Source organism: Halomonas sp. B23F22_20, assembly GCF_043496985.1.
Classification (GTDB): Bacteria; Pseudomonadota; Gammaproteobacteria; order Pseudomonadales; family Halomonadaceae; genus Halomonas.
In genome coordinates this window covers 1-20,927 of record NZ_JBIEKH010000032.1, presented here as the reverse complement: position 1 = coordinate 20,927, position 20,927 = coordinate 1, and the positions used below count along the sequence as shown (strand labels likewise).

Genomic DNA, 20,927 nt, shown 5'->3' with positions numbered 1-20,927 from the left:
CCTGATATGGCGGCGGTGCTCGGGTTAGACTACGGGTTTTGCCGTGTGACGGAACACCGGGGAGCCCATGCTGAGACTGATCCACACCGCCGACTGGCACCTGGGCCAGAGCTTCCACGGCCAGGAGCGCCATGAGGAGCACCAGGCGTTCCTGGCCTGGCTGCTCGATACCCTGGTCGAGCGTGAGGCCGACGCCCTGCTGGTGGCCGGGGACATCTTCGACGTGGTCAATCCCTCGCTGCGCGCCCAGGAACTGCTCTACGACTTCATCGTCAGCGCCCACGAACGCCTACCCGGCCTCGACATCGTATTGATCGCCGGCAACCACGACAGCGGCAACCGCATCGAGCTGCCCGCCCCGCTGATGCAACGCCTGCGCACCCACGCCCGAGGCCGGGTGAGCTGGCTCGACGACGGCCGGCTCGACGCCGAACGCCTGCTGGTACCGCTCACCGACGCCGCCGGCGAGACCCGCGCCTGGTGCCTGGCGCTGCCCTTCCTGCGACCCGCCGAGGTCACCGGCGGCCTGGCCCGCGGCGAGGCCGACGACAGCGACGACTCGCCCCGCAACGACTACGTCGACGGCATCGCCCGCGTCCACGAGCAGCTGATCGCCGCGGCCCGCGAGCGCCGCGAGCCCGGCCAGGCGCTGGTGGCCATGAGCCACGCCCACCTGAGGGGCGCAGCCGTTTCCGAGGCCAGCGAGCGGCCCATCGTGATCGGCGGCGAGGAATCGATCTCCGCCGCGCTGTTCCCCGACGACATCACCTACGTGGCACTGGGCCACCTGCATCGTGCCCAGCAGGTCGGCGAGGAGCGCATTCGCTACAGCGGAAGCCCATTGCCGCTGGACTTCAGCGAAGTGAACTATCCCCATCAGGTCGTCGAGGCGACCCTCGACGGCGAGAAGCTGACGGGCGTCGAGGCCATACCCGTACCGCGGCCGGTGGCCATGCATCGCCTCGGCCCCGCATCGCTCGACGAGGTGCTGGCCGAACTCGAGGCCCTGGAGATGGACGCAGACTTGCCTGGCCAAGATCGGGGTCGGAATCTCTCAAAAGAACGTTGGCCCTGGCTGGAAGTGCGCGTCGAGCTCGAGGCACCGATGCCCGACCTGCGCGCCCGAGTGGACGCCGCCCTTGCCGGCAAGCCACTGCGCCTGCTGCGCCTCGAGCGCCGCCTGCCCGCCGTCGCGGCTGAGGACGCCCCCGAGCGGGTCGACCTGGAGACCCTCGGTCCCCGCCGGCTGTTCGAGCGCACCTGGCAGGCGCGCTGGGGCGAGCCACCGGACGAGGACGTGCTCGCCGACTTCGACCGGCTGCGTCAGGACGTGCTGGACGACGACGGGGAGGCATCGGCATGAGGATCCTCGCCCTGCGCCTGGCCAACCTGGCCTCGATCCCCGGCCCGCTGGCACTCGACTTCACCGCCGCCCCGCTGCGCGATGCCGGGCTGTTTGCCATCACCGGGCCCACCGGCGCCGGCAAGAGCACCCTGCTCGATGCTCTGTGCCTGGCGCTCTACGGCAGCACGCCACGGCTGCGTCAGGCGCCAGGCCGCGAAGCGCCGCTGCCGGATGTCGGCGACGCCACGCTCAACACCGCCGACCCGCGCACCCTGCTGCGCCGTGGCACGGCCAGCGGTTACGCAGAGGTCGACTTCCTGGGCCGCGACGGACGCCGCTACCGCGCCCGCTGGGCGGTGCGCCGGGCCCGCGAGAAGGCCGGCGGCCGCCTGCAGGCCGCCGAGCAGTCGCTCACCGACCTGGACGATGATCGCCTGCTGACCACACAGAAGCGCGAGTTCGACCGCCTGCTGCCCGAGCGCCTGGGGCTGAGCTTCGAGCAGTTCACCCGCGCCGTGCTGCTGGCCCAGAGCGAGTTCGCCGCCTTCCTCAAGGCCGACGACAACGAGCGCAGCGATCTGCTGGAGCGGCTGACCGGCACCAGCGAATACTCCGCCATCTCGATGGCCGCCTACCGCCGCGCCAGTGAGGCCAGGAAGGCCGTGGAGAAGATCGAGGCCCGACTCGCCGACGACCTGCCATCCGAGGCCGACGCACGCGCCGAGCTGGAACGTGCCGCCGAGGCGACCCAGCGAGCGCTCACCGACCTGCAAAAGCGCTCGGAAGCACTGCAGGCCGAGCAGCGATGGCACGACGATGATACCCGCCTGGTGGAGGCCCTGCGCCAAGGTCAGGTCGAGCAGCGGACGGCCGAGCAAGCATGGCAGGCGCTGACGCCCACCCGTAAAGATCAAGCGTGGCGGCGGGTGATCCTGCCCCAGCGCCATCGGCTGACGCGCCAGACCGAGCTGCCCGGCGAGCTCGAGGCGCTTGAAGCGGCTCACGCCAAGACGAAGCGAGCGCTTACCGACGCCGAGACCGCACGGGAGCAGACCGGGCTCGCCCGCGAGGCCACCGAAAAGGCGCTGGCGGAAGCCAGCGAGGCACGTCAGCAGGCCGAGCCCGCACTGCGCGAAGCCCGGGAGCTGGCCACTCATCTGGCCAGCCTCGAACATCAGGTATCACAGCAGGAAAAGGTGCAGGCCGAACGGCAACAACAACGGGCTCACTTGGAAGCCGATCACCAGCAGGCCCAGGCGGAACATCAGCAACGCCGCCAGCAGCACGATGACTGGCAGGCGACGCTGAAGCAGCTGTTGGGGGAACACTCCGAGCTCGAAGAGGCCCGCCAGACATGCCGTCATGCCCTCGACCAGGCCGCCCAGCGCCAACTGGACCTGGACGATCTCGCGAGTCGCTGGCAGCAGTACCAACGTGCCGTGAGCCATCAACAGCGGCTGCTGGAGCAGATCCAACAGCAAGTGCCGCGGCTAGACCGGCTGCTGGAGCAGGGCCAGCAGGCCAGGCGGCAGCTCGATGATGCCAAGACTCGGCATCGTACGGTCACCGGCATCATCGAGCGCAGCCGAGCAGCGCGTAGCGACAGCGTCATCGCCCTGCGTGAGGCGCTGACCGAGGACGAGCCGTGTCCGGTCTGCGGTGGGTTCGAGCACCCCTGGCGACATCATCCTCCGGCCTCGCCGGAGGCCGAACAGCTGGCCGCTCAGCAACGGGAAGAGGAACGACAACTCCAGGAAGCCAACGAGGCGCTGGATCAGGCCCAACGGGAGCGCGACCGACTCTTCAGCGAATACAGTGCGCTCGATGCCTCTCTCAAGCAGGCTCGTCAGGAGCTTCAAAGCGCCGAACGGCAAAGCCAGGCAACACGCGAGTCCCTCGAACAGCATGCGCTGCATGTCGAGCTCGTGACTATCGAACCGGCTCATCGCGATACTTGGCTGGCCGAGCAAACCGAACACAGCAAGGCCAGCCGGACGCATCACGAACAGACACTGGGCAGGCTGAACCAGGCCGAGCAGCAGATCGAACCGCTGAAGCGAGCCCTTCAGGAAGACGCTACCCGGCTCGCACGTCTCGATACTCGCCGAGAGGGCCTCGACAAGGAGCTACAGGCACTGGCCGAGCAGCTTCCCCCGCTCCGGAGCAGACGCGACGAGCTTGCCCGAGAGCTCGCCACTAGACTCGGTGAGCACGCCTCGCCGGACGCCTGGCAGCAGCACCTCGACGCCCGCCAGCAGGCCGCCACCACTGCGCGAGACGCGGCCCTGGCTCGCTATCACGAGGCGCAAACCGAGCATCAACGCCTCGCCCAGCAGGTGGCCCACGAGGCCGAGCGACTCGAGGCGATGAGCCGCGAGCGCGACACCCTGGAGGCCGAGCTGGCCGAGTGGCGGCAGACGCATCCGGAACTGGATGACGCCACCCTCACCCGGCTGATCGCCCAGTCTGACGACGAAGCCGAGCGCCAGCGGAAGCAGCTGGAAGACGCCGAACAGGCCCGCCAGCAGGCCGCCGCCGCTCTCAAAGAACGCCGCCAGGCGCTGCTCGATCATCGCCGCAATCAGGAACTGGTGGGCGAAGACGAGCACGAGACGGCGCTGTTGGACGAGGCCGCCAAGGCCGAGATCGTCCGACGCCGCGAGGCGCTGAGCGAAGAGCGCGAAGCCCTCACACCAAGGCTGAACGCCGCCCAGCAGCAGCGCGACGAGGCCGCCCATGCCCTCCGCGACGATGACCGCCGGCGCCAGCGCCAGCGGGACGCCCAGGCCGAACTCGAAACGGCGCGGGCCGAACACCGCCGCTGGGGCCGTATCAGCGAGCTGATCGGCTCCGCCGACGGCAAGGCGTTCCGGCGCATCGCCCAGGCCTACAACCTGGAACAGCTGCTGGAGCATGCCAACGCCCACCTCGGCGGGCTGTCGAGGCGCTACCGGCTGGTGCGCGGCGGCAGCGAGCTCGGCCTGCTGGTGGTGGATCACGACATGGGCGACGAGCGCCGCTCGGTGCATTCGCTGTCCGGCGGCGAGACCTTCCTTGTGTCGCTGGCCCTGGCGCTGGGTCTGGCCTCCATGGCCTCCGGAGAGCTCACCATCGAATCGCTGTTCATCGACGAAGGCTTCGGCAGCCTCGACCCGCAGTCGCTGGCGCTGGCCATGGAAGCCCTCGACGGCCTGCAGGCGCTGGGCCGTCGCGTCGGCGTCATCTCCCACGTTCAGGAGATGCACGAGCGCATCCCGGTGCAGATCCGCGTCGAGCCGCTGGGCAACGGCACCAGCCAGGCGCGGCTGGTCAGCGGCTAACGATCCCGAGACACACGGAAAGATGGAAGGAGACGAGGATGCCGGAACGCCAAGAGACGACGCGCAGCCTGCTGATCACCGGCTGTTCCAGCGGCATCGGCCACGCCGCGGCTCATGCCATGGCCAAGCGCGGCTGGCGGATCTTCGCTACAGCAAGAGCCGCCGAGGACGTCGCCCGGCTCGAAGAGGAAGGCCTGGAGGCCCTGCGGCTGGATCTGGCCGACAGCGCCTCGATCGAGGCCGCGGTGGAAGCGGTGCGCCAGCGCACCGACGGATCGCTGACGGCGCTGTTCAACAACGGCGCCTACGGCCAGCCCGGCGCGGTGGAGGACCTGAGCCGGGACGTGCTGCGCGAACAGCTCGAGACCAACCTGCTCGGCACCCACGAGCTCACCGTCCGGGTGCTGCCGATGATGCGCGCCCAGGGGCACGGGCGCATCGTGCACAACAGCTCGGTGCTGGGCTTCGCCGCCCTGCCCTATCGCGGCGCGTACGTATGCTCCAAGTTCGCCCTCGAGGGCCTCACCGACACCCTGCGCCAGGAGCTCAAGGGCAGCGGCATCCACGTCAGCCTGATCCAGCCCGGCCCCATCGCCAGCCGCTTCCGCCACAATGCCCACGCCGCCTTAAAGGCCAACATCGACACCGTCCACAGCGCCCACGCCGACACCTACGTCAAAGTCGAGGCCAGGCTGGCCAGCGAGGACGGCAAGGGCGCCTTCACCCTGGGCCCCGAGGCAGTGGTCGACAAGCTGATTCACGCCCTGGAGAGCAAGCGGCCGAAACCGCGCTACGCCGTAACCGTTCCCACCCACCTGTTCGCCGCGCTGAAGCGAGTGCTGAGTACCAGAGGAATGGATAGGGTGCTGCTGCGCGCCACCAAGGATGAGCGGGAGTGAGAAGGCTGCTTGCCGCTCACATATGACGGCTAGGCCTCATTCGAAAACGCGTTGCTCAACCACTGAACGAGCATGCGCTCCTGCTTGAACCCAGGGTTCAGTGCGTATTTCCCCGGAGTAGCGACGCGAGGGCCTGATGGTCAGCAGCATCGCTAAGAGCTCCATTCAACTCCTGCAGCAGGGCGATCGCCTGTCGATAGGCATCGTTGTTGGTTCTCTGCACATGACTGCACACCTGGCGCTGGTAAAGCGGTAAACGCCCGCCGGAGTCAGACAGCGCCTTGGCTAGTGCATGCAGCAACAGCGCCTGGACGATGAGCTACTGGACAATACGTTTCCCTATTGAGGCCGTCTTATTTCAATTTGAGCCCGAAATTAAAATTAGCGGCAACGTTATTTTCATGAAATGCATCATGCGGCCTGATACGGAGTGATCTCGTTGCTGTCCTCGGTCATCAGCCTGACCAGCTTAGGGTGCACAAATAGTTTCTCTCGCCCGGCACGAATGTCCTCGAGCACTCCGATCTCGCACAGCTGCTGCAGGTAGCTCGATACCGTCTGCCGTCTGGCGATATCGCGTTCCAGCAGGTTATTGATGCGGCAGTAGGGCTGCTCGAAGATCACCTGCACCAGCTCGTAGCTGTAGACTCGCGGCAGCGCCTGCTGGATTTAGCCTGTCATCTCCTCGAAGCGGCGCGCGCCGGAATACAGGCCTTCAGAACGGCCGTTGTCACTGCGAGCGGGGCATCATGCCGAGGGGAGTGAATCAGCAGCTGTCCGCAGAGTTCCCTCAATAGCCCACCATGGCGTCGAGCTCCTGTGCGCGCTCGGCGGTCTCGCGCAGCATGCACTCATTCGCGGAGACTCTCGCCAGGGTCCCGCCCGCCGTGGCATAGAACTGGCAGTTGGCATCGCGATACTGGATCCACAGCCTCTGGGCCTGCAGCAATGACTGACGGCGCTCCTCGGAAAGCGACTCACGCAGTGCCCGGTAGTTTTCATTCAGTCGGGCATCCTGCATCGCAAGCTCCTCGGCAATGCAGTCGATCATGTCCACGGTGACGCCGCCCGCTTCCTCCATGCAGGCGGCATAGCCAGGCGTGTAGCGCTCATTGGCGTGGGCGAGTGATGGCAACGCCAGGCAGAGCATCATGATCCCGATTTTCTTCATCAACGCCTCTTTCGGTCAGTGGTTGCAAGGTCTCGGCACACGTCGTGCCAGAAGGGTTCGCCTGCGGAACACGTCGAACCATTGCTCCGCGTTACAATACGCCCTTCTCTTTCAGGTACACGAGACCGACGATGACGGCCAGGATCACGGGACCGCCATACCAAAGCAGCCTGTTGAAGGAGACGAACGACGTCTCGCTGGCCGCCGACTCCAGCCGAACCAGTTCCTCTTCCGGCAGGCCCGTGGTGACTCGATGATCCGCATCTTCCAGAAAGGCACAGGCGTCGTGATACTGCGAATCCAGCAAGATCCATAGCCCCACTTTCAAGGCACCGGTCACCACGCCGGAGGCCACATGGGAGTGACGTGACGATATGTGCGTGGGAATTCCCTCCCTGCGCAGTCTCGATGCGGCATCCTGGGCTTGCATCACGTCTTCATACTGCCTGATCAACCGCACGGCGCCCCTCCCATTTGCCCCGGTGCACCAGGCCGACCGGTTCGCTGCCCGCCACCAGAAGCCGGCCACTGGCTCCTTGGCGTGCCACTCTCATTCGTAGTCGACCTTGATGATGGCGTCATGCACCTCGGCACGCACGACGAGCCCAGGCGTAAAGTACATGGGGTCACTCTCGATGATCTTGCCATCCGCATGTTCGACGATGAAGGTGATGGCGGCCTCGTCGTCGATGGCGAACGCCAGCGTTTCCCCTGGCGCAATGCCCCCTATGCTACGCGTGTGGTCGCGCCAGCTAACCGTCAGTTCGATGGGCGCGGCCGTCCGATTCATCGCCTCGAGATTCGACGCGTCAACGAATGGAGAGAGGAAGCCAGCCAGCAGCGCGACTCCAATACCGGCGAGGATGCCCACCGAGAGCAGCATCCGTTTCATGGCGGGCCTCCGCCTGACAATTCGATCGACGCCATCATAAGACGCATGATGCTTTATGCTCAGGCATGGTACGAGCAACCGGCGATGCGCACCTCACCCTCGTGTTCTTCGAAGCCATACATCAGCAACCCCGGCGCTTCGCGCTTCTCGAACTCCACCTTCCAGATCACGATCACGTTATCCGGGTTGCGATGTATCGCCACCAGCTCCCCGATACGGTGCACGCCATAGGTGTCGTAGCTTTCCTCGATCTGGCGCTGGAACTCGGCTTCCGGAAAGACCCGCTCCCCTTCATCGAGAATCAGGTAGCGACAAAATGCCTGGTAGTCCTTGTCGTTCCATGACGCTTCGGTGTGCTCCGCCAGCGGCCTGACCACATCCAGAAGCTCGCTATCGCTGAGAGACGTCAGTTTCATGCTACCTCCTTGTCAAAGCTGAAATATCACGACGTGAAACGGGGGACGGGACCGATCCCGATCATTTGCTCGATGCTCGCAGGTCCTCGCCGACGGGCTATCGCCCATGAAAGGTCAACTCACCCAGGATAGCCAATCCGCCTTTCACGATAACGTTATCGTCGGCATGTTGGTGTCATCGAGAAAAAGCCGGCAACGCCCATCTTTCCAAGCACTCACCACAGGCCAAGCTGAAGGGCGACCCAGCGCCCCGGCAGCAGGGTGCCAGCAAAGGCACCGAGCAGGCCGGTGTAGGCACCCAGCATCCATTGACGATGCTGCCGCACCCTACTCCTGAGAATTGAAGTGAGCGCCATGGCAAGCGACACGAGAATCCAGCCAGACAGCAAGTGGATGGGCCCCAGATTCCCGATCAGTGGCGATACCCCGCCGCCCAGCCAGAACGAACTCAGCGCCGAAGTGGCCATCGCCACCACCCAGGCCAGCCCCAGCAGCCAGTGCGACCGGGTGCCCTTGCGCATCAGCAGGATCGGCACGCCGAGTCCCAGGGCCAGGAAGGACGCATAGAGGTGAAGGGTGAACGCCATGAAGCCTCTCGATACTGTGCCTACTATATTATGCAACTAGTTGCATAATATAGTACTGAACCGCTTCCCTATGCAACTATATGCATACCATTCCACTCACTCCCATGGTGCTTAATGTCCCTACGCGCCGTCTTGCTGATCACCCTGCAACAGGAGCCCGGCACCGGATACGACATCCTCCAGCGCTTCCAGTCCGGCCTTGTCCATGTCTGGCAGGCCAGCCATCAGCAGATCTACCGGGAGCTCGACCGCCTTCGCATCGAGGGCCTGCTGAGATGCGAGACGCTGCCCCAGGGTGAGCGCCCAGCTCGCAAGGTCTATTACCTGACGGAAGCGGGCCTGGAAGCCCTGAAAGACTGGCTGGCTGCTCCGTTGGCAGCTGGTTCGGTACGAGAGCCCCTGTTCGCCAAGTTCTTCGCCTGGGAAAGCTGGCCGGTCGAGGCCCGCCGGCAGGAACTCACCGAGTTGCAAGAGCAGCTCCGCGACCGCTTGGCCACCTATGCCGACATCGAACAGCAGTGGTTCTCACACCCCGAAAGCCTGACTCCCGCCCAGCGTGCGCCCAGGCACACGCTGCGCCTCGGCCAGCGGCTGACGACGACATGGCTGGCGTGGCTCGAGGAAGTGCTCCAAGACGCCTCGAGCACACAGGACGATTCAACACAAAACTTCTGAGATACGCGGTCTATACGGCAACACGACCTACCTATCGCATCATCAATGGCGTATTATCCTGCCAACGGTGGATGTACCCGATCCGCTGTTCCTTCGGCGGCCCTACCCGGGCCGCCGATTCTTTCAGGAGAACCACCATGTCCTCTGATCCCGTCACGCTGATGGTGGCGCGCCGCGTGGCCCGTGGGCGCTACCGCGACTTCATGCATTGGCTCGAGGAAGGCCGCGAGCTCGCCGCCGACTTCGCCGGCTACCTGGGCTCCGGCGTGCTGGCCCCGCCGCCCGCCGACGACGAGTACCAGATCATCTTTCGCTTCCGCGACGCCGAGACCCTGGCGGCCTGGGAACATTCGGCCTCGCGCCGAGCCTGGCTGGCCCGCGGCCAGGGCCTGTTCGAGGCGCCCCAGGAGCATCGCGCCACCGGCCTGGACCGCTGGTTCCAGCAGCCCGGCACGCCGACTCCCCCACGCTGGAAGCAGGCCATCGCCATCTGGCTGGCGTTCTTCCCGGTCTCGCTGGGCTTCCAGGTACTGTTCGGCGATGCCCTGGCTGCGCTGCCGCTGGTGCCCCGCGTGCTGGCCGGCACCCTGATGCTCACGCCGGTGATGGTGTTCCTGTTCATCCCGCTGTCGACCCGGCTGCTGGGGCCCTGGCTACGCGGCGAACCGTGGCGCACGCCCCTGCTGCGTCGCCGATCGACCTGATCGACGTCGCCTCCCCCCGCCCCACCTCCGGCGGCGGGGGGGACCGGCTCCTTCACCTCACCGATGAAACTGCTTCTCCCGCTCGGGTTGCCAGAAAATGGCATCGATCCGAAGGCGGGCTTCGGTTGCGTTGGGCAGCGGCCATTCGATGATGTCGCCGACCCTGAGGCCGATCAAGGCCGCACCGATTGGCGCCATGACGGAGATACCATCCTCCACGCTTCCCAGCGAATGGGGATACACCAGGGTGCGAATCATCTGTCGACCACGACTCAGGTCACTGAAGCGGACCTGACTGTTCATACTCACCACGTCATCCGGCATATTCTCGGGGTCGAGAACCTCCCCTCGCGCCAGCTCTTCTTCCAGCAGCTGTGCGACAGCCAGGTCCTTGTCGGTAGCGTCATCGATCAAGCGCTGTAAGCGTTCCGCATCGAGACGGTTGATGATGATGGGAGGACGCTGTCCCATGTTCACTCTCCTTGGAAAGCAAAAAGTCACGCAGCCAAAGCTGGACTGACGTTGGATCAACGATATTCGTGACGACCAACGAAAAGCAGCCCTTCCCCGGAAGGAAAGGACTGCCTACTTGAGTCAGTATAAAGGATCGTCCCAACAAAGGCGATCAGGACAGTCCCTGTTCGATCATGGCATCGGCCACCTTTCTGAAACCGGTGATATTGGCCCCCAGTACCAGATTGGACGGATCTCCGAATTCTTCCGCCGTCGTGGCGCACTGTTGATGGATATTGGCCATGATGTTCCGGAGCTTTTGATCGACCTTTTCCATCGGCCATTGCACCATGCTGCTGTTTTGCGCCATTTCCAACTGGCTGGTCGCCACGCCTCCGGCATTGGCCGCCTTGCCGGGGCCATAGGCAATCCCCGCGTCGAGAAAGCACGCCACGGCCTCCTTGGTGCTCGGCATGTTGGCCCCTTCACTTACGCAGCGCACGCCGTTGGCGAGCATCACCCGGGCATCGGCGCCCGCCAGTTCGTTCTGGGTAGCACAGGGAAAGGCGACATCCGCAGGAATATGCCAGACGCCGTTGCCATCGCGGGGATAGTCGCACATCGGTATATACCGCGCCCGAGGGCACTCGCTCAAGTAGTGCTCCAGCGATGTACGCTCGACCTCCTTGAGCCTCTTGAGCACGGCCAGGTCGATGCCTTCAGGATCATGAATAGTGCCGCGAGAGTCGCTGCAGGTGATGGGCAACGCGCCCAATTCGTAGAGCTTCTCGATGGTGTAGATGGCAACGTTGCCCGCCCCTGACACCAGGCAGCGTTTTCCATCAAGACCATCGCCACGCGCCGCCAGCATGTTCTGTGCGAAATAGACCGCCCCATAGCCGGTGGCTTCCTTGCGACCGAGCGAGCCGCCCCAGGCGAGTCCCTTGCCTGTCAGGATGCCTTCGTAGCGGCCCGTCAACCGTTTGTACTGCCCATACAGATAGCCGATTTCCCGCGTCCCGACACCGATATCCCCCGCGGGAACATCGCAGGTCGGACCGATATGGCGATACAGCTCGCTCATGAAGGACTGGCAGAAGCGCATGATCTCGCCGTCGGATCGGCCCCTGGGGTCGAAATCGGCGCCCCCTTTACCACCACCCAGCGGCAGGCCGGTCAGGGCATTCTTGAAAATCTGCTCGAATCCCAGAAACTTGATGGTGCCGGAGGTCACGCTGGGATGAAAACGAAGTCCGCCCTTATAGGGCCCGAGTGCCGAGTTGAATTGCACCCGATAGCCCTTGTTGACTCTTACTCGTCCCGTGTCGTCCAGCCAGCTGACACGGAACATGATTTGACGTTCAGGCTCGACGATTCTCTCGATGATGCCGTGGTCATGGTAGCGAGAGTGGTGCTCGAATAGTGGACGCAGGCATTCCAGGACTTCTTCCGTGGCCTGATAGAACTCTGACTGTGCAGGACTACTTTGCTTGAGTCGCGTCAATGTGTCGTGAACGTAGGGCATGTAGGCGTACCATTGGCAGAAAAAAACGTGTATCCGCTGGCCAGAGCATGCCGATATTTAACTGCCGGATAACGCCTCCTGCATACCCTATGCCTGTTAGGCATGGACAAAAATTCCACGCTATCGAGACCAAAGTCTAAGGTCCAATGCCATAGCGAGCTTCTCTCAGGTGTTTCTCATAAACGCATAATCAACGACATTCATGTGCCGAACCTTCCGAGAACTTCCCGTCACTCCGCCACCAGGCCCATCCCGTCGAACACGGTGGCATGATAGGCTAGACTCGCCTTTCACCTCCGGAGCCAGACCATGACCGCCGCCCAGTTCCTCGAGAAGCTGGTGGGCTTTCCCACCGTCTCCCGCGACTCCAATCTGGACCTGATCGCCTTCATCGAGGCCTGGCTCGACGAGTACGGCGTCGAGCACTGGCGCGTCGACAGCGACGACGGCAGCAAGGCCAACCTGCTGGCCCGCATCGGTCCCGCGGTGGAGGGCGGCGTGGTGCTCTCCGGCCATACCGACGTGGTGCCGGTGGACGGCCAGCCCTGGTCGACCGATCCTTTCACGTTGACCGACAAGGGCGACGGCCGCCTCTACGGTCGCGGCACCTGCGACATGAAGGCCTTCATCGCCTGCGCTCTGGCCGAAGTGCCACGCTGGGTCGAGCTCGAACTGGAGAAGCCGATCTATCTGGCGTTCTCCTACGACGAGGAGGTCGGCTGCATCGGCGCACCGCGGCTGATCGAGCGGCTGATGGCCGACCACCCGCGTCCGGCAGCGGTGTTCGTCGGCGAACCGACGCTGATGGCGCCGGTGGTCGCCCACAAGGGCGCCACTAACCTGCGCACCACGGTGACCGGCCGCGCCTCGCACTCCAGCCAGGTCAATCAGGGCGTCTCGGCGATCCACGTGGCCGCTCGGCTGGTGACCTTCATCGAAGACGTGATGACCGATCTCAAGGCCGAGGGACGCGTCGACGAGGCCTTCAACGTGGTCCACTCGAGCCTGCACGTCGGCAAGATCCAGGGCGGCACGGCCATCAACATCATGGCTCGGGAGTGCAGCTTCGACTGGGAGATTCGCCACCTGCCCTCGGACCGCTTCGAAGATCTGGTCGGCCGGGTCGAGGCCTATGCCGAGGAGCTGCAGGCCGAGATGCGCCAGCGCGCCCCGGAGGCCGGCATCCACACCGAGCGGCTCAATGTCACGGTGCCGGCGCTGGCCGACGACAACAACGCCGACGTGCTCTCGCTGTGCCGAGAACTGTTAGGAGAGAGCCGAGATCTGGTCGGCGAGGCCCCCGCCGGCGCCGTGGCCTACGCCACCGAGGCCGGCCAGTTCCAGCGCGCCGGCCTGCCCACGGTGATCTGCGGCCCGGGCAGCATCAGCCAGGCCCACCAGCCCGACGAGTACCTGGAGATCGAGCAGCTGGAGGCGGGCTCGGCCTTCATGCGGGCGCTGGGCAAGCGGCTGAAGAAGGAAGCCTGAAGATGCCGCGACTGGTGATCGTCAAGACCGGCGATTCCTTCGCCGACGTGGTCCGCGACCATGGCGACTTCGAGGCGCTGTTCCGCGCCCAGCTGGCGCCGGTGTGTGAGGGCCTCGACCTCGAGGTGTTCGATGCCCGCCACGATGATGCTCCGCCGGCGCTCGGCGCCGACGACGGCCTGGTGATCACCGGCTCCCATGCCATGGTCAGCGACGCCGAGCCCTGGAGCGAGGCGCTCAAGCCCTGGCTGCGCCAGGCGCTGGCCGACGATATCGCCATGTTCGGAGTCTGCTATGGCCACCAACTGATGGCGGCGGCCTTCGGCGGCGAGAGCGGCTATCATCCGGCAGGCCGCGAGACCGGCACCCACCGGGTGCGACTGACCGAGTCCGGGCGTCGCGACCCGCTGCTGGGCGCCCTGCCCGAGGCCTTTTCGGCCCAGCTCACCCATGCCCAGTCGGTGCTCGCCGCGCCGTCGAGCGCCGAGGTGCTGGCCGAGAACAATCACGATCCCTATCAGGCGCTGCGCTACGGGCCGCGCCAATGGAGCGTACAGTTCCACCCGGAATTCACCCCGGCGGTCATGCGCGCCTACCTGCATCACCAGTATCAGGGTCTGGCCGACCAGGGCCGAGACCCGGAGGCGTTACTGGCGGCGGTGGCCCCCACCCCGGAAGCCACCGGCCTGTTGCGACACTTTTGCGAGCTGTTGCAAAGAGTCGACGATACGGCCTGACACCAAGGTCATATTGACGAAATGTGCAACATACCACACGATATGTTGAAACTTCTTCGGATGCACGACTCGTGAAGGACAGGCAGCGCAAGACATCTCCAAGGCCCAGCGTGGCCGACTTCCTGGCCGAGGCCATCTTCTCCGGCCGCTACCAACCGGGCGACTTCGTCCCCAAGGAAGTCGACCTCTGCGAGCAGTTCGCGATCAACCGTTCGGCGGTGCGCAGCGACCTGCGCCAGTTGGTGGACGTGGGCATCATCGAGCGCATTTCGGGCCATGGCTCCAAGGTCCGCGAATATGCCGAGTGGAACATCCTCGACCCCCAGGTCACCAACTGGATGACCCGCTATGCGACCCCCAACCCACGCATCCAGCAAGAGATCCTGTCGTTCCGCCTCGACGTCGAGCCCTATGTGGCGATGACCGCCGCCAAGCGCGCCACCGCACGCGACCTGGTGGCCATCGAGGAAGCCTTCGAGGGCATGGGGCAGAACCTGCATGGCGCCGACGGCCAGGACGGCCGGCTGCACAGCGACTTCGATGTCGCCTTCCATGTCGCCATCTTCAAGGCCACCCACAACATCGTCTGGGCACAGCTCTCACACATCCTGCGCCCCTCGATCTACATGCTGATCGAGAAGTCCAACGTCAGCGCCAGCGATCCCGAGGAAAGCCTGGAGCGACATCGCCAGCTGATGGAGTGCATCCGCGCCCGCCAGCCACGCGAAGCCTTCCTGGCCGCCCAGGCAGTGCTGAAGGGCACCGCCGACGCGCTGGGCATCGAGCCCGGCGACAGCGCCCTGGGGCGCCAGCTCACCTTCAGCTGAGACATGCCATGACAACCGCGGCGGACGCCCTCCCAAGCGCCCGCCGCAGCCTCTTCCCTCTTCCCTCTTCCCTCTTCCCTCTTCCCTCTTCCCTCTTCCCTCTTCCCTCTTCCCTCTTCCCTCTTCCCTCTTCCCTCTTCAGTGATTGTCCCGCGGCGGGCTGACCCGGGCCACGTCGCGATACTTCGTCGCCGGTGCCAGGGTCATGCCGCGGTCCAGCGGCTCGACCATCGAGCGCTGAATCTCCTGCCAGGGCGTCTGGTGTCCGGGGTAGCGATAGCCTCCCTCGGCCTCCAAGCGCTCGCGGCGTGCGGCCAACTCGGCGTCGTCGACCATCAGCGTCACCTCGCAGCGGCCGAGGTCCACCCGCAGCCGATCGCCGCTCTCGAGTAGCGCCAGCGGCCCACCGGTGGCGGCCTCCGGCGAGGCGTTGAGGATCGACGGCGAACCCGATGTCCCCGACTGGCGCCCGTCTCCCAGGCACGGCAGGGAGTCGATGCCGGCGCGGATCAGCGCCTCCGGCGGCTGCATATTGACCACCTCGGCGCCGCCGGGGTGGCCCACCGGGCCGGCGCCGCGCATCACCAGGATGGTGCGTTCGTCGATGCCGAGCGCCGGGTCGTCGATGCGCGCGTGGTAGTCCTCCGAGCCGTCGAACACCACCACCTTGCCTTCGAAGGCGTTGGGGTCCTCGGGGTCCTCGAGGAAGCGCTGGCGGAAGTCCGCGGCGATCACGCTGGTCTTCATCAGCGCCGAGTCGAACAGGTTGCCCTTGAGGTTGAGGAACCCCGCGTGCTCGACCAACGGATTGGCGTAGCGGCGGATCACCTCGTCGTCGGCGGTCTCGCGCCCGGCCAGGTTCTCGGCCAGGGGGCGGCCGTTGACGGTCGGTACCTCGCCGTGGAGACGGCCGGCGCTCAGCAGCTCATGCATCACCGCCGGCACGCCGCCGGCGCGATGGAACTCCTCGCCGAGATAGGCCCCGGCCGGCATCACGTTGGCCAGCAGCGGCACGTCATGGCCGAGGCGCTGCCAGTCGTCGTTGCCGAACTCGATCCCGGCATGGCGGGCGATGGCGTTGATATGGATCGGCGCATTGGAGGAACCGCCCAGCGCCGAGCAGGTGACCACCGCGTTCTCGAACGCCTCGCGGGTCAGGATGTCGCTCGGCCGCGTATCCTCCCAGATCATGTCGACGATGCGCTCGCCGGTCTGGTAGGCCACCGCGCCGCGCTCCTTGTAGGGTCCGGGGATCATCGCCGAGCCGGGCAGGCTCATGCCCAGCGCCTCGGCCAGCGAGTTCATGGTCGAGGCGGTGCCCATGGTGTTGCAGTGGCCCACCGAGGGCGCGGAATCGGCGATCCGCGACAGGAACTCGGGGTAGTCGATGTTGCCGGCGGCCAGGCGCTTGCGCATCTCCCACACCACGGTGCCGGAGCCGACGCGCTCGGCGCCGCGCCAGCCGTTGAGCATCGGCCCACCGGACAGCACGATGGCTGGGATGTTGACCGTAGCCGCGGCCATCAGGCTGGCCGGGGTGGTCTTGTCGCAGCCGGTGGTCAGCACCACACCGTCCAGCGGGTAGCCGTGCAGCACCTCGACCAGGCCCAGGTAGGCCAGGTTGCGATCCAGCGCCGCGGTGGGACGGCGCACGTTCTCGTGGATCGGATGCAGCGGGAACTCGAAGGGCACCCCGCCGGCGGCGCGAATGCCGTCCTTGACCCGTTTCACCAGCTCGAGGTGGTGGCGGTTGCAGGGCGTAAGGTCGGAACCCGACTGGCAGATGCCGATGATCGGGCGGCCGCTGGTCAGCTCCTCCAGGGTGATGCCCTGGTTCATGTAGCGCTCCAGGCACAGCGCGGTGGTGCCGGGATGGTCCGGGTTGTCGAACCACCACCGCGAGCGCAGGCGGTCGGGGGTCATGCGGCGATCGCTCATGTCGTCCAGAGCCTCAGTGCGAATGCCGCGGCACGTCGGCGCCGCGCATGCCGACCAGAAAGTCGAAGTCGCAGCCTTCGTCGGCCTGCAGCACGTGCTCGATGTAGAGCTGGCGGTAACCGCCGCTGCGGGCGATCTCCTTCGATGCCGCGGTCGGGTCGCCCTCGGCCAGGCGCGAGGCGAGTTCGGCCTCGTCGACCTCAAGGTGCAGCCGGCCGGTGTCGCAGTCGAGCTCGATCCAGTCGCCGTTGCGCACCGCCGCCAGCGGGCCGCCGGCCGCCGCTTCCGGGGCCACGTGCAGCACCACCGTGCCGTAGGCGGTGCCGCTCATGCGGGCGTCGGAGATGCGCACCATGTCGGTGACGCCCTGCTCCAGCAGCTTGGACGGCAGGCCCATGTTGCCGACCTCGGCCATGCCGTGATAGCCGCGCGGCCCGCAGTTCTTCATCACCAGGATGCTGTCGGCGTCGACCTCCAGGTCGGGATCGTTGATACGTGCCTTGTAGTCGTCGAAGTTCTCGAACACCACCGCTCGGCCGCGATGCTGCATCAGCTCGGGGCTCGCCGCCGAGGGCTTGAGCACCGCGCCGCCCGGCGCCAGGTTGCCGCGCAGCACGCACATGCCGCCGTCCTCGCGCAGCGGATTGTCCAGCGGGCGGATCACCTCGTCGTTGTAGAGCGGCGCCTCGCAGACGTTTTCCCACAGCGTTTTGCCATTGACGGTCAGGGCGTCCTTATGGGGCAGGCGGTCGGCCTCGCCGAGACGCTTGAGCACCGCGGGCAGGCCGCCGGCGTAGTAGAACTCCTCCATCAGGAAGCGCCCCGAGGGCTGCAGGTCGACGATGGTCGGCGTGCCGCGGCCGATGCGCGTCCAGTCGTCCAGCGCCAGGTCAACGCCCATGCGGCCGGCAATGGCCTTGAGGTGGATCACCGCATTGGTCGAGCCGCCGATCGCCGCGTTGGTGCGGATGGCGTTCTCGAAGGCCTCGCGAGTCAGCACCTTCGACAGCTTCAGGTCCTCGTCGACCATCTCGACGATGCGGTTGCCGGACAGATGCGCCAACACGTAGCGGCGCGAGTCCACCGCCGGGATCGCCGCATTGTGCGGCAGCGAGGTACCCAGGGACTCCGCCATGCAGGCCATGGTCGAGGCGGTGCCCATGGTGTTGCAGGTGCCCGCCGAGCGCGACATGCCGGCCTCGGCGGCCATGAAGTCGTGGATCGAGATCTTGCCCGCCTTGACCTGCTCGGAGAGCTGCCAGACCACGGTGCCAGAACCGATGTCCTTGCCCTCGTGCTTGCCGTTGAGCATCGGCCCGCCGGTCACCACGATGGTCGGCAGATCGCAGCTGGCCGCGCCCATCAGCAGCGCCGGGGTGGTCTTGTCGCAGCCCACCAGCAGCACCACCGCGTCCATCGGATTGCCGCGGATCGCCTCCTCGACGTCCATGCTGGCCAGGTTGCGGGTGAACATGGCCGTAGGCCGCAGATTGGACTCACCGTTGGAGAACACCGGAAACTCGACCGGGAAGCCGCCGGCCTCGAGGATCCCCTTCTTGACGTGTTCGGCAATCTTGCGGAAGTGCGCGTTGCAGGGCGTCAGCTCCGACCAGGTGTTGCAGATGCCGATAATCGGCTTGCCCTGGAACTCATGGTCGGGAATCCCCTGGTTCTTCATCCAGCTGCGATACATGAAGCCGTTCTTGTCGGCGCTGCCGAACCACTCGGCGCTGCGCAACCGGCGCTTGCTGTCAGTCATGGTGTCTCTCCTCCATCGCGTCTCGTGCCTGTCGCTCGCCTCGCATGCCGCGCTCCGAGGGCGGCACGGCCATGGCATGACGGTAGCCGGAAGTCGTCGCGTAGTCGACACATACGAAAGTATATGTTGAACAAATATCTCGTATGTACAACATTTAAGGCCCGCGACGCACCGTCAGACAAGACGCCGCGACACAACAACAGCTTCGATGGAGAGTTCAGATGCCCAACCTCAAGCCCAGCCTGCTGCTCACCGGCACGGCGCTGATGCTCGGCCTGTCCACGGCCCAGGCGGCGGAGTACGAATGGAAGTTCCAGGCCTCGGAAACCGCCGGGGAGCCCAGCTTCCAGATCAAGCAGGAGTGGGCCGAAAAGATCGAGACCATGACCAACGGACGCGTATCGATCGAGGTCATGCCGATCAATTCCGTCGTCGGCCCCACCGAGACCCTGCAGGCGGTGTCCTCCGGCATCATCCAGGGCCACATGACCGATCCCAGCTACTTCTCGGGCCAGAATCCGGCGTTCGGCATGCTCGGCAACTTGGTCGGCGCCTGGAGCGATCCTTACGACTTCCTGGAGTACATGAAATACGGCGGCGGCGAAGAGCTTTATAACGAGCTGGCCTCGCCCTACGGCACCCACCTGATCAGCGCCGCCACCTTCCCGCTGGAGTCGATCCCGTCCACGGTCGAGATTGATTCCATCGACGATTTCCAGGGCCTCAAGATCCGCGCGCCCCAGGGCATGGTCTACAACATCTTCGAGCGTATCGGCGCCACGCCGGTCAACCTGCCGGGCTCCGAGGTCTACACCGGCCTGGAGAAGGGCGTGATCGATGCCGCCGACTCCACGGTGCTGTCCAACAACGACGCCATGGGCATCCACGAGTTCGCGCCCTACCCGCTGTATCCGGGCTTCCACTCCATGCCGATGATCGCCGTGTCGCTCAACAAGGAGATCTGGGACGGCCTGCCCGAGGAGCTCAAGACCACCCTCGAGACCGCCTTCGACGGCATGGCCTACGACCTGATCGCGCGGCTCAAGGCGCAGGACATCGAGACCCTGCAGGCGCTCAACGACAACCCCAACGTCACCCCCATCGACCTCTCCAACGAGGAGCGCAAGGCATTCCGCCAGGCCGCCGAGCAGGAGTGGCGCGAATGGGCCGGTCGCAACGAGATGACCCAGAAGGTCTACGACTCCGCCACCGCCTTCCTGACATCCCGCGGCCTGCTGTAACCCCTAGACCGACGGCGCCCGTCCGGCGCCGTCCTCGTCCCCACGACCATGGCGGCGCCTCGGCGTCGCCAGGAGGAGTCATGTCTTCCCCCCTTCCCGACGATCGCCTCGCGCTCTATGACGAGCCCGTCACCGCCCACGAGACCGCGGCCGCCCCCGAGGCCCGCGGCGCCTTCGACCGCGGCGTGATCCTGGCTGCCCGTGGCGCCGCCTGGCTGGTGTTCATCGCCATGGCGATCAGCGTCTATGAGGTCATCATGCGCTACGGCTTCGGTTCGCCCACCTCCTGGGTCCACGAGAGTGTGGTGATGCTGGTGGCGGTCGGCTTCGCCCTGGGCGGCCCGGCGGCGCTGGCCAGCGACCGCCATATCCGCGTCAAGGTGCTCTACGACGCCGTCGGCCCACGCTTCCGCCTGTGGCTCGATCGCTTCAACGACCTGGTGACCTTCGGCTTCTGCCTGGGCATGAGCTATGCCGCCTACACCATGTTCTGGTCGGCCTCTCACAACCCCATGGGCGAATGGCAGCTCGAGCGCTCCGGCACCTCCTGGAACCCGCCGTTCCCGGCCCTGGTGAAGGGCGTGATCCTGCTGGCACTGGCGATCATGTGCGTCCAGGCGCTGCTGCACCTGAGCCGCTCGCTGCGTCGCCGGCCCGATACCGTATCCAAAGAGACAGACTCATGAGCATTGCCGACGGAACCCTGCTGCTGGTGGGGCTGATCTTCGCCCTGCTGGTCACCGGCCTGCCGCTGGCCTTCATCACCGGCCTGGTGGCGCTCGGCTTCACCTTCGGCTGGTTCGGCGCCGACGCCCTGCCGCTGGTCACCAGCCGCGTCTACGGCTTCGTCACCGAATACTCGCTGGTGGCGGTGCCGATGTTCGTGCTGATGGCCTCGTTGCTCGACCGATCGGGGATCGCCAAGGACCTGTTCAACGCCATGCGCGTGT

The 20,927-nt window shown here is 65.6% G+C and carries 21 protein-coding genes; 11 read left to right on the top strand and 10 right to left on the bottom strand.

Annotation, left to right across the window (positions count from 1 at the left end; translation table 11 throughout):
• Window positions 1-67: 67 nt before the first annotated feature.
• Genes ACGTN6_RS18975 through ACGTN6_RS18965 form a run of 3 tightly spaced genes read left to right on the top strand, consistent with a single transcriptional unit; the run spans window position 68 to window position 5,564 of the window.
• Window positions 68-1,363 carry an exonuclease SbcCD subunit D gene (locus tag ACGTN6_RS18975; RefSeq protein WP_394594526.1) on the top strand — a complete coding sequence of 432 codons (1,296 nt, stop codon included), beginning with the start codon at window positions 68-70 and terminating at the stop codon, window positions 1,361-1,363.
• A complete protein-coding gene (locus ACGTN6_RS18970; RefSeq protein WP_394594525.1) occupies window positions 1,360-4,665 on the top strand; it encodes an AAA family ATPase in 3,306 nt (1,101 codons plus the stop codon). The genes ACGTN6_RS18975 and ACGTN6_RS18970 overlap by 4 nt, the downstream gene beginning before the upstream one ends.
• A gap of 38 nt (window positions 4,666-4,703) precedes the next feature.
• Window positions 4,704-5,564, top strand: coding sequence for an SDR family oxidoreductase (locus ACGTN6_RS18965; RefSeq protein WP_394594524.1), 861 nt, complete (start codon window positions 4,704-4,706; stop codon window positions 5,562-5,564).
• Window positions 5,565-5,975: 411 nt separating this feature from the next.
• Here the strand turns inward: ACGTN6_RS18965 and ACGTN6_RS18960 are convergent, their stop codons facing one another.
• The 6 genes from ACGTN6_RS18960 to ACGTN6_RS18935 all read right to left on the bottom strand — a co-directional run bounded on the left by ACGTN6_RS18960 (window position 5,976) and on the right by ACGTN6_RS18935 (window position 8,630).
• Entirely contained in the window at window positions 5,976-6,221 is a 246-nt protein-coding gene (locus ACGTN6_RS18960) for a hypothetical protein (RefSeq protein WP_394594540.1), read from the bottom strand.
• 133 nt (window positions 6,222-6,354) lie between these two features.
• Window positions 6,355-6,735 carry a lysozyme inhibitor LprI family protein gene (locus tag ACGTN6_RS18955; RefSeq protein ID WP_394594523.1) on the bottom strand — a complete coding sequence of 127 codons (381 nt, stop codon included), beginning with the start codon at window positions 6,733-6,735 and terminating at the stop codon, window positions 6,355-6,357.
• 91 nt (window positions 6,736-6,826) lie between these two features.
• Window positions 6,827-7,195 carry a putative signal transducing protein gene (locus ACGTN6_RS18950; protein WP_394594522.1) on the bottom strand — a complete coding sequence of 123 codons (369 nt, stop codon included), beginning with the start codon at window positions 7,193-7,195 and terminating at the stop codon, window positions 6,827-6,829.
• A 90-nt stretch (window positions 7,196-7,285) separates the two neighbouring features.
• Window positions 7,286-7,627, bottom strand: coding sequence for a hypothetical protein (locus ACGTN6_RS18945; RefSeq protein ID WP_394594521.1), 342 nt, complete (start codon window positions 7,625-7,627; stop codon window positions 7,286-7,288).
• A 59-nt stretch (window positions 7,628-7,686) separates the two neighbouring features.
• Complete coding sequence (locus tag ACGTN6_RS18940) at window positions 7,687-8,043, bottom strand: hypothetical protein (protein ID WP_394594520.1); 357 nt, start codon at window positions 8,041-8,043, stop codon at window positions 7,687-7,689.
• A 215-nt stretch (window positions 8,044-8,258) separates the two neighbouring features.
• Window positions 8,259-8,630: a DUF2306 domain-containing protein gene (locus ACGTN6_RS18935; RefSeq protein ID WP_394594519.1), complete on the bottom strand. Its 372-nt coding sequence runs from the start codon at window positions 8,628-8,630 to the stop codon at window positions 8,259-8,261.
• A gap of 132 nt (window positions 8,631-8,762) precedes the next feature.
• Between ACGTN6_RS18935 and ACGTN6_RS18930 the strand changes: the two genes are divergently transcribed.
• Window positions 8,763-9,305, top strand: coding sequence for a PadR family transcriptional regulator (locus tag ACGTN6_RS18930; RefSeq protein ID WP_394594518.1), 543 nt, complete (start codon window positions 8,763-8,765; stop codon window positions 9,303-9,305).
• A gap of 137 nt (window positions 9,306-9,442) precedes the next feature.
• A complete protein-coding gene (locus ACGTN6_RS18925) occupies window positions 9,443-10,009 on the top strand; it encodes an antibiotic biosynthesis monooxygenase (protein ID WP_394594517.1) in 567 nt (188 codons plus the stop codon).
• A gap of 57 nt (window positions 10,010-10,066) precedes the next feature.
• Here the strand turns inward: ACGTN6_RS18925 and rnk are convergent, their stop codons facing one another.
• Together rnk and gdhA are read right to left on the bottom strand one after the other, a co-directional pair.
• Window positions 10,067-10,480 (bottom strand): nucleoside diphosphate kinase regulator, encoded by a 414-nt coding sequence (gene rnk / locus ACGTN6_RS18920; RefSeq protein ID WP_394594516.1) that lies wholly within the window; start codon window positions 10,478-10,480, stop codon window positions 10,067-10,069.
• Window positions 10,481-10,634: 154 nt separating this feature from the next.
• Window positions 10,635-11,987, bottom strand: a complete 1,353-nt coding sequence (gene gdhA, locus ACGTN6_RS18915) for an NADP-specific glutamate dehydrogenase (protein WP_394594515.1) — start codon at window positions 11,985-11,987, stop codon at window positions 10,635-10,637.
• A 309-nt stretch (window positions 11,988-12,296) separates the two neighbouring features.
• Here gdhA and argE point away from each other — a divergent pair, with 309 nt between their 5' ends.
• The 3 genes from argE to ACGTN6_RS18900 all read left to right on the top strand — a co-directional run bounded on the left by argE (window position 12,297) and on the right by ACGTN6_RS18900 (window position 15,039).
• A complete protein-coding gene (argE, locus tag ACGTN6_RS18910) occupies window positions 12,297-13,475 on the top strand; it encodes an acetylornithine deacetylase (RefSeq protein WP_394594514.1) in 1,179 nt (392 codons plus the stop codon).
• A gap of 2 nt (window positions 13,476-13,477) precedes the next feature.
• On the top strand, window positions 13,478-14,212 hold the full coding sequence (locus tag ACGTN6_RS18905; RefSeq protein ID WP_394594513.1) for a glutamine amidotransferase: 735 nt from the start codon (window positions 13,478-13,480) through the stop codon (window positions 14,210-14,212).
• A gap of 71 nt (window positions 14,213-14,283) precedes the next feature.
• Window positions 14,284-15,039 carry a FadR/GntR family transcriptional regulator gene (locus ACGTN6_RS18900; protein WP_394594512.1) on the top strand — a complete coding sequence of 252 codons (756 nt, stop codon included), beginning with the start codon at window positions 14,284-14,286 and terminating at the stop codon, window positions 15,037-15,039.
• 138 nt (window positions 15,040-15,177) lie between these two features.
• Here the strand turns inward: ACGTN6_RS18900 and ACGTN6_RS18895 are convergent, their stop codons facing one another.
• Together ACGTN6_RS18895 and ACGTN6_RS18890 are read right to left on the bottom strand one after the other, a co-directional pair.
• Complete coding sequence (locus ACGTN6_RS18895; protein WP_394594511.1) at window positions 15,178-16,977, bottom strand: IlvD/Edd family dehydratase; 1,800 nt, start codon at window positions 16,975-16,977, stop codon at window positions 15,178-15,180.
• Window positions 16,978-16,990: 13 nt separating this feature from the next.
• The gene (locus tag ACGTN6_RS18890) at window positions 16,991-18,736 is read right to left on the bottom strand and encodes an IlvD/Edd family dehydratase (protein WP_394594510.1); all 1,746 of its coding nucleotides are present in this window, start codon (window positions 18,734-18,736) and stop codon (window positions 16,991-16,993) included.
• Between the two features lie 221 nt (window positions 18,737-18,957).
• Between ACGTN6_RS18890 and ACGTN6_RS18885 the strand changes: the two genes are divergently transcribed.
• The 3 genes from ACGTN6_RS18885 to ACGTN6_RS18875 form a co-directional block, all read left to right on the top strand.
• Window positions 18,958-19,977, top strand: coding sequence for a TRAP transporter substrate-binding protein (locus ACGTN6_RS18885; protein ID WP_394594509.1), 1,020 nt, complete (start codon window positions 18,958-18,960; stop codon window positions 19,975-19,977).
• Between the two features lie 80 nt (window positions 19,978-20,057).
• A complete protein-coding gene (locus ACGTN6_RS18880) occupies window positions 20,058-20,663 on the top strand; it encodes a TRAP transporter small permease subunit (protein WP_394594508.1) in 606 nt (201 codons plus the stop codon).
• The coding region (locus ACGTN6_RS18875; RefSeq protein WP_394594507.1) for a TRAP transporter large permease subunit at window positions 20,660-20,927 on the top strand (268 nt) is incomplete at its 3' end. The genes ACGTN6_RS18880 and ACGTN6_RS18875, both read left to right, overlap by 4 nt.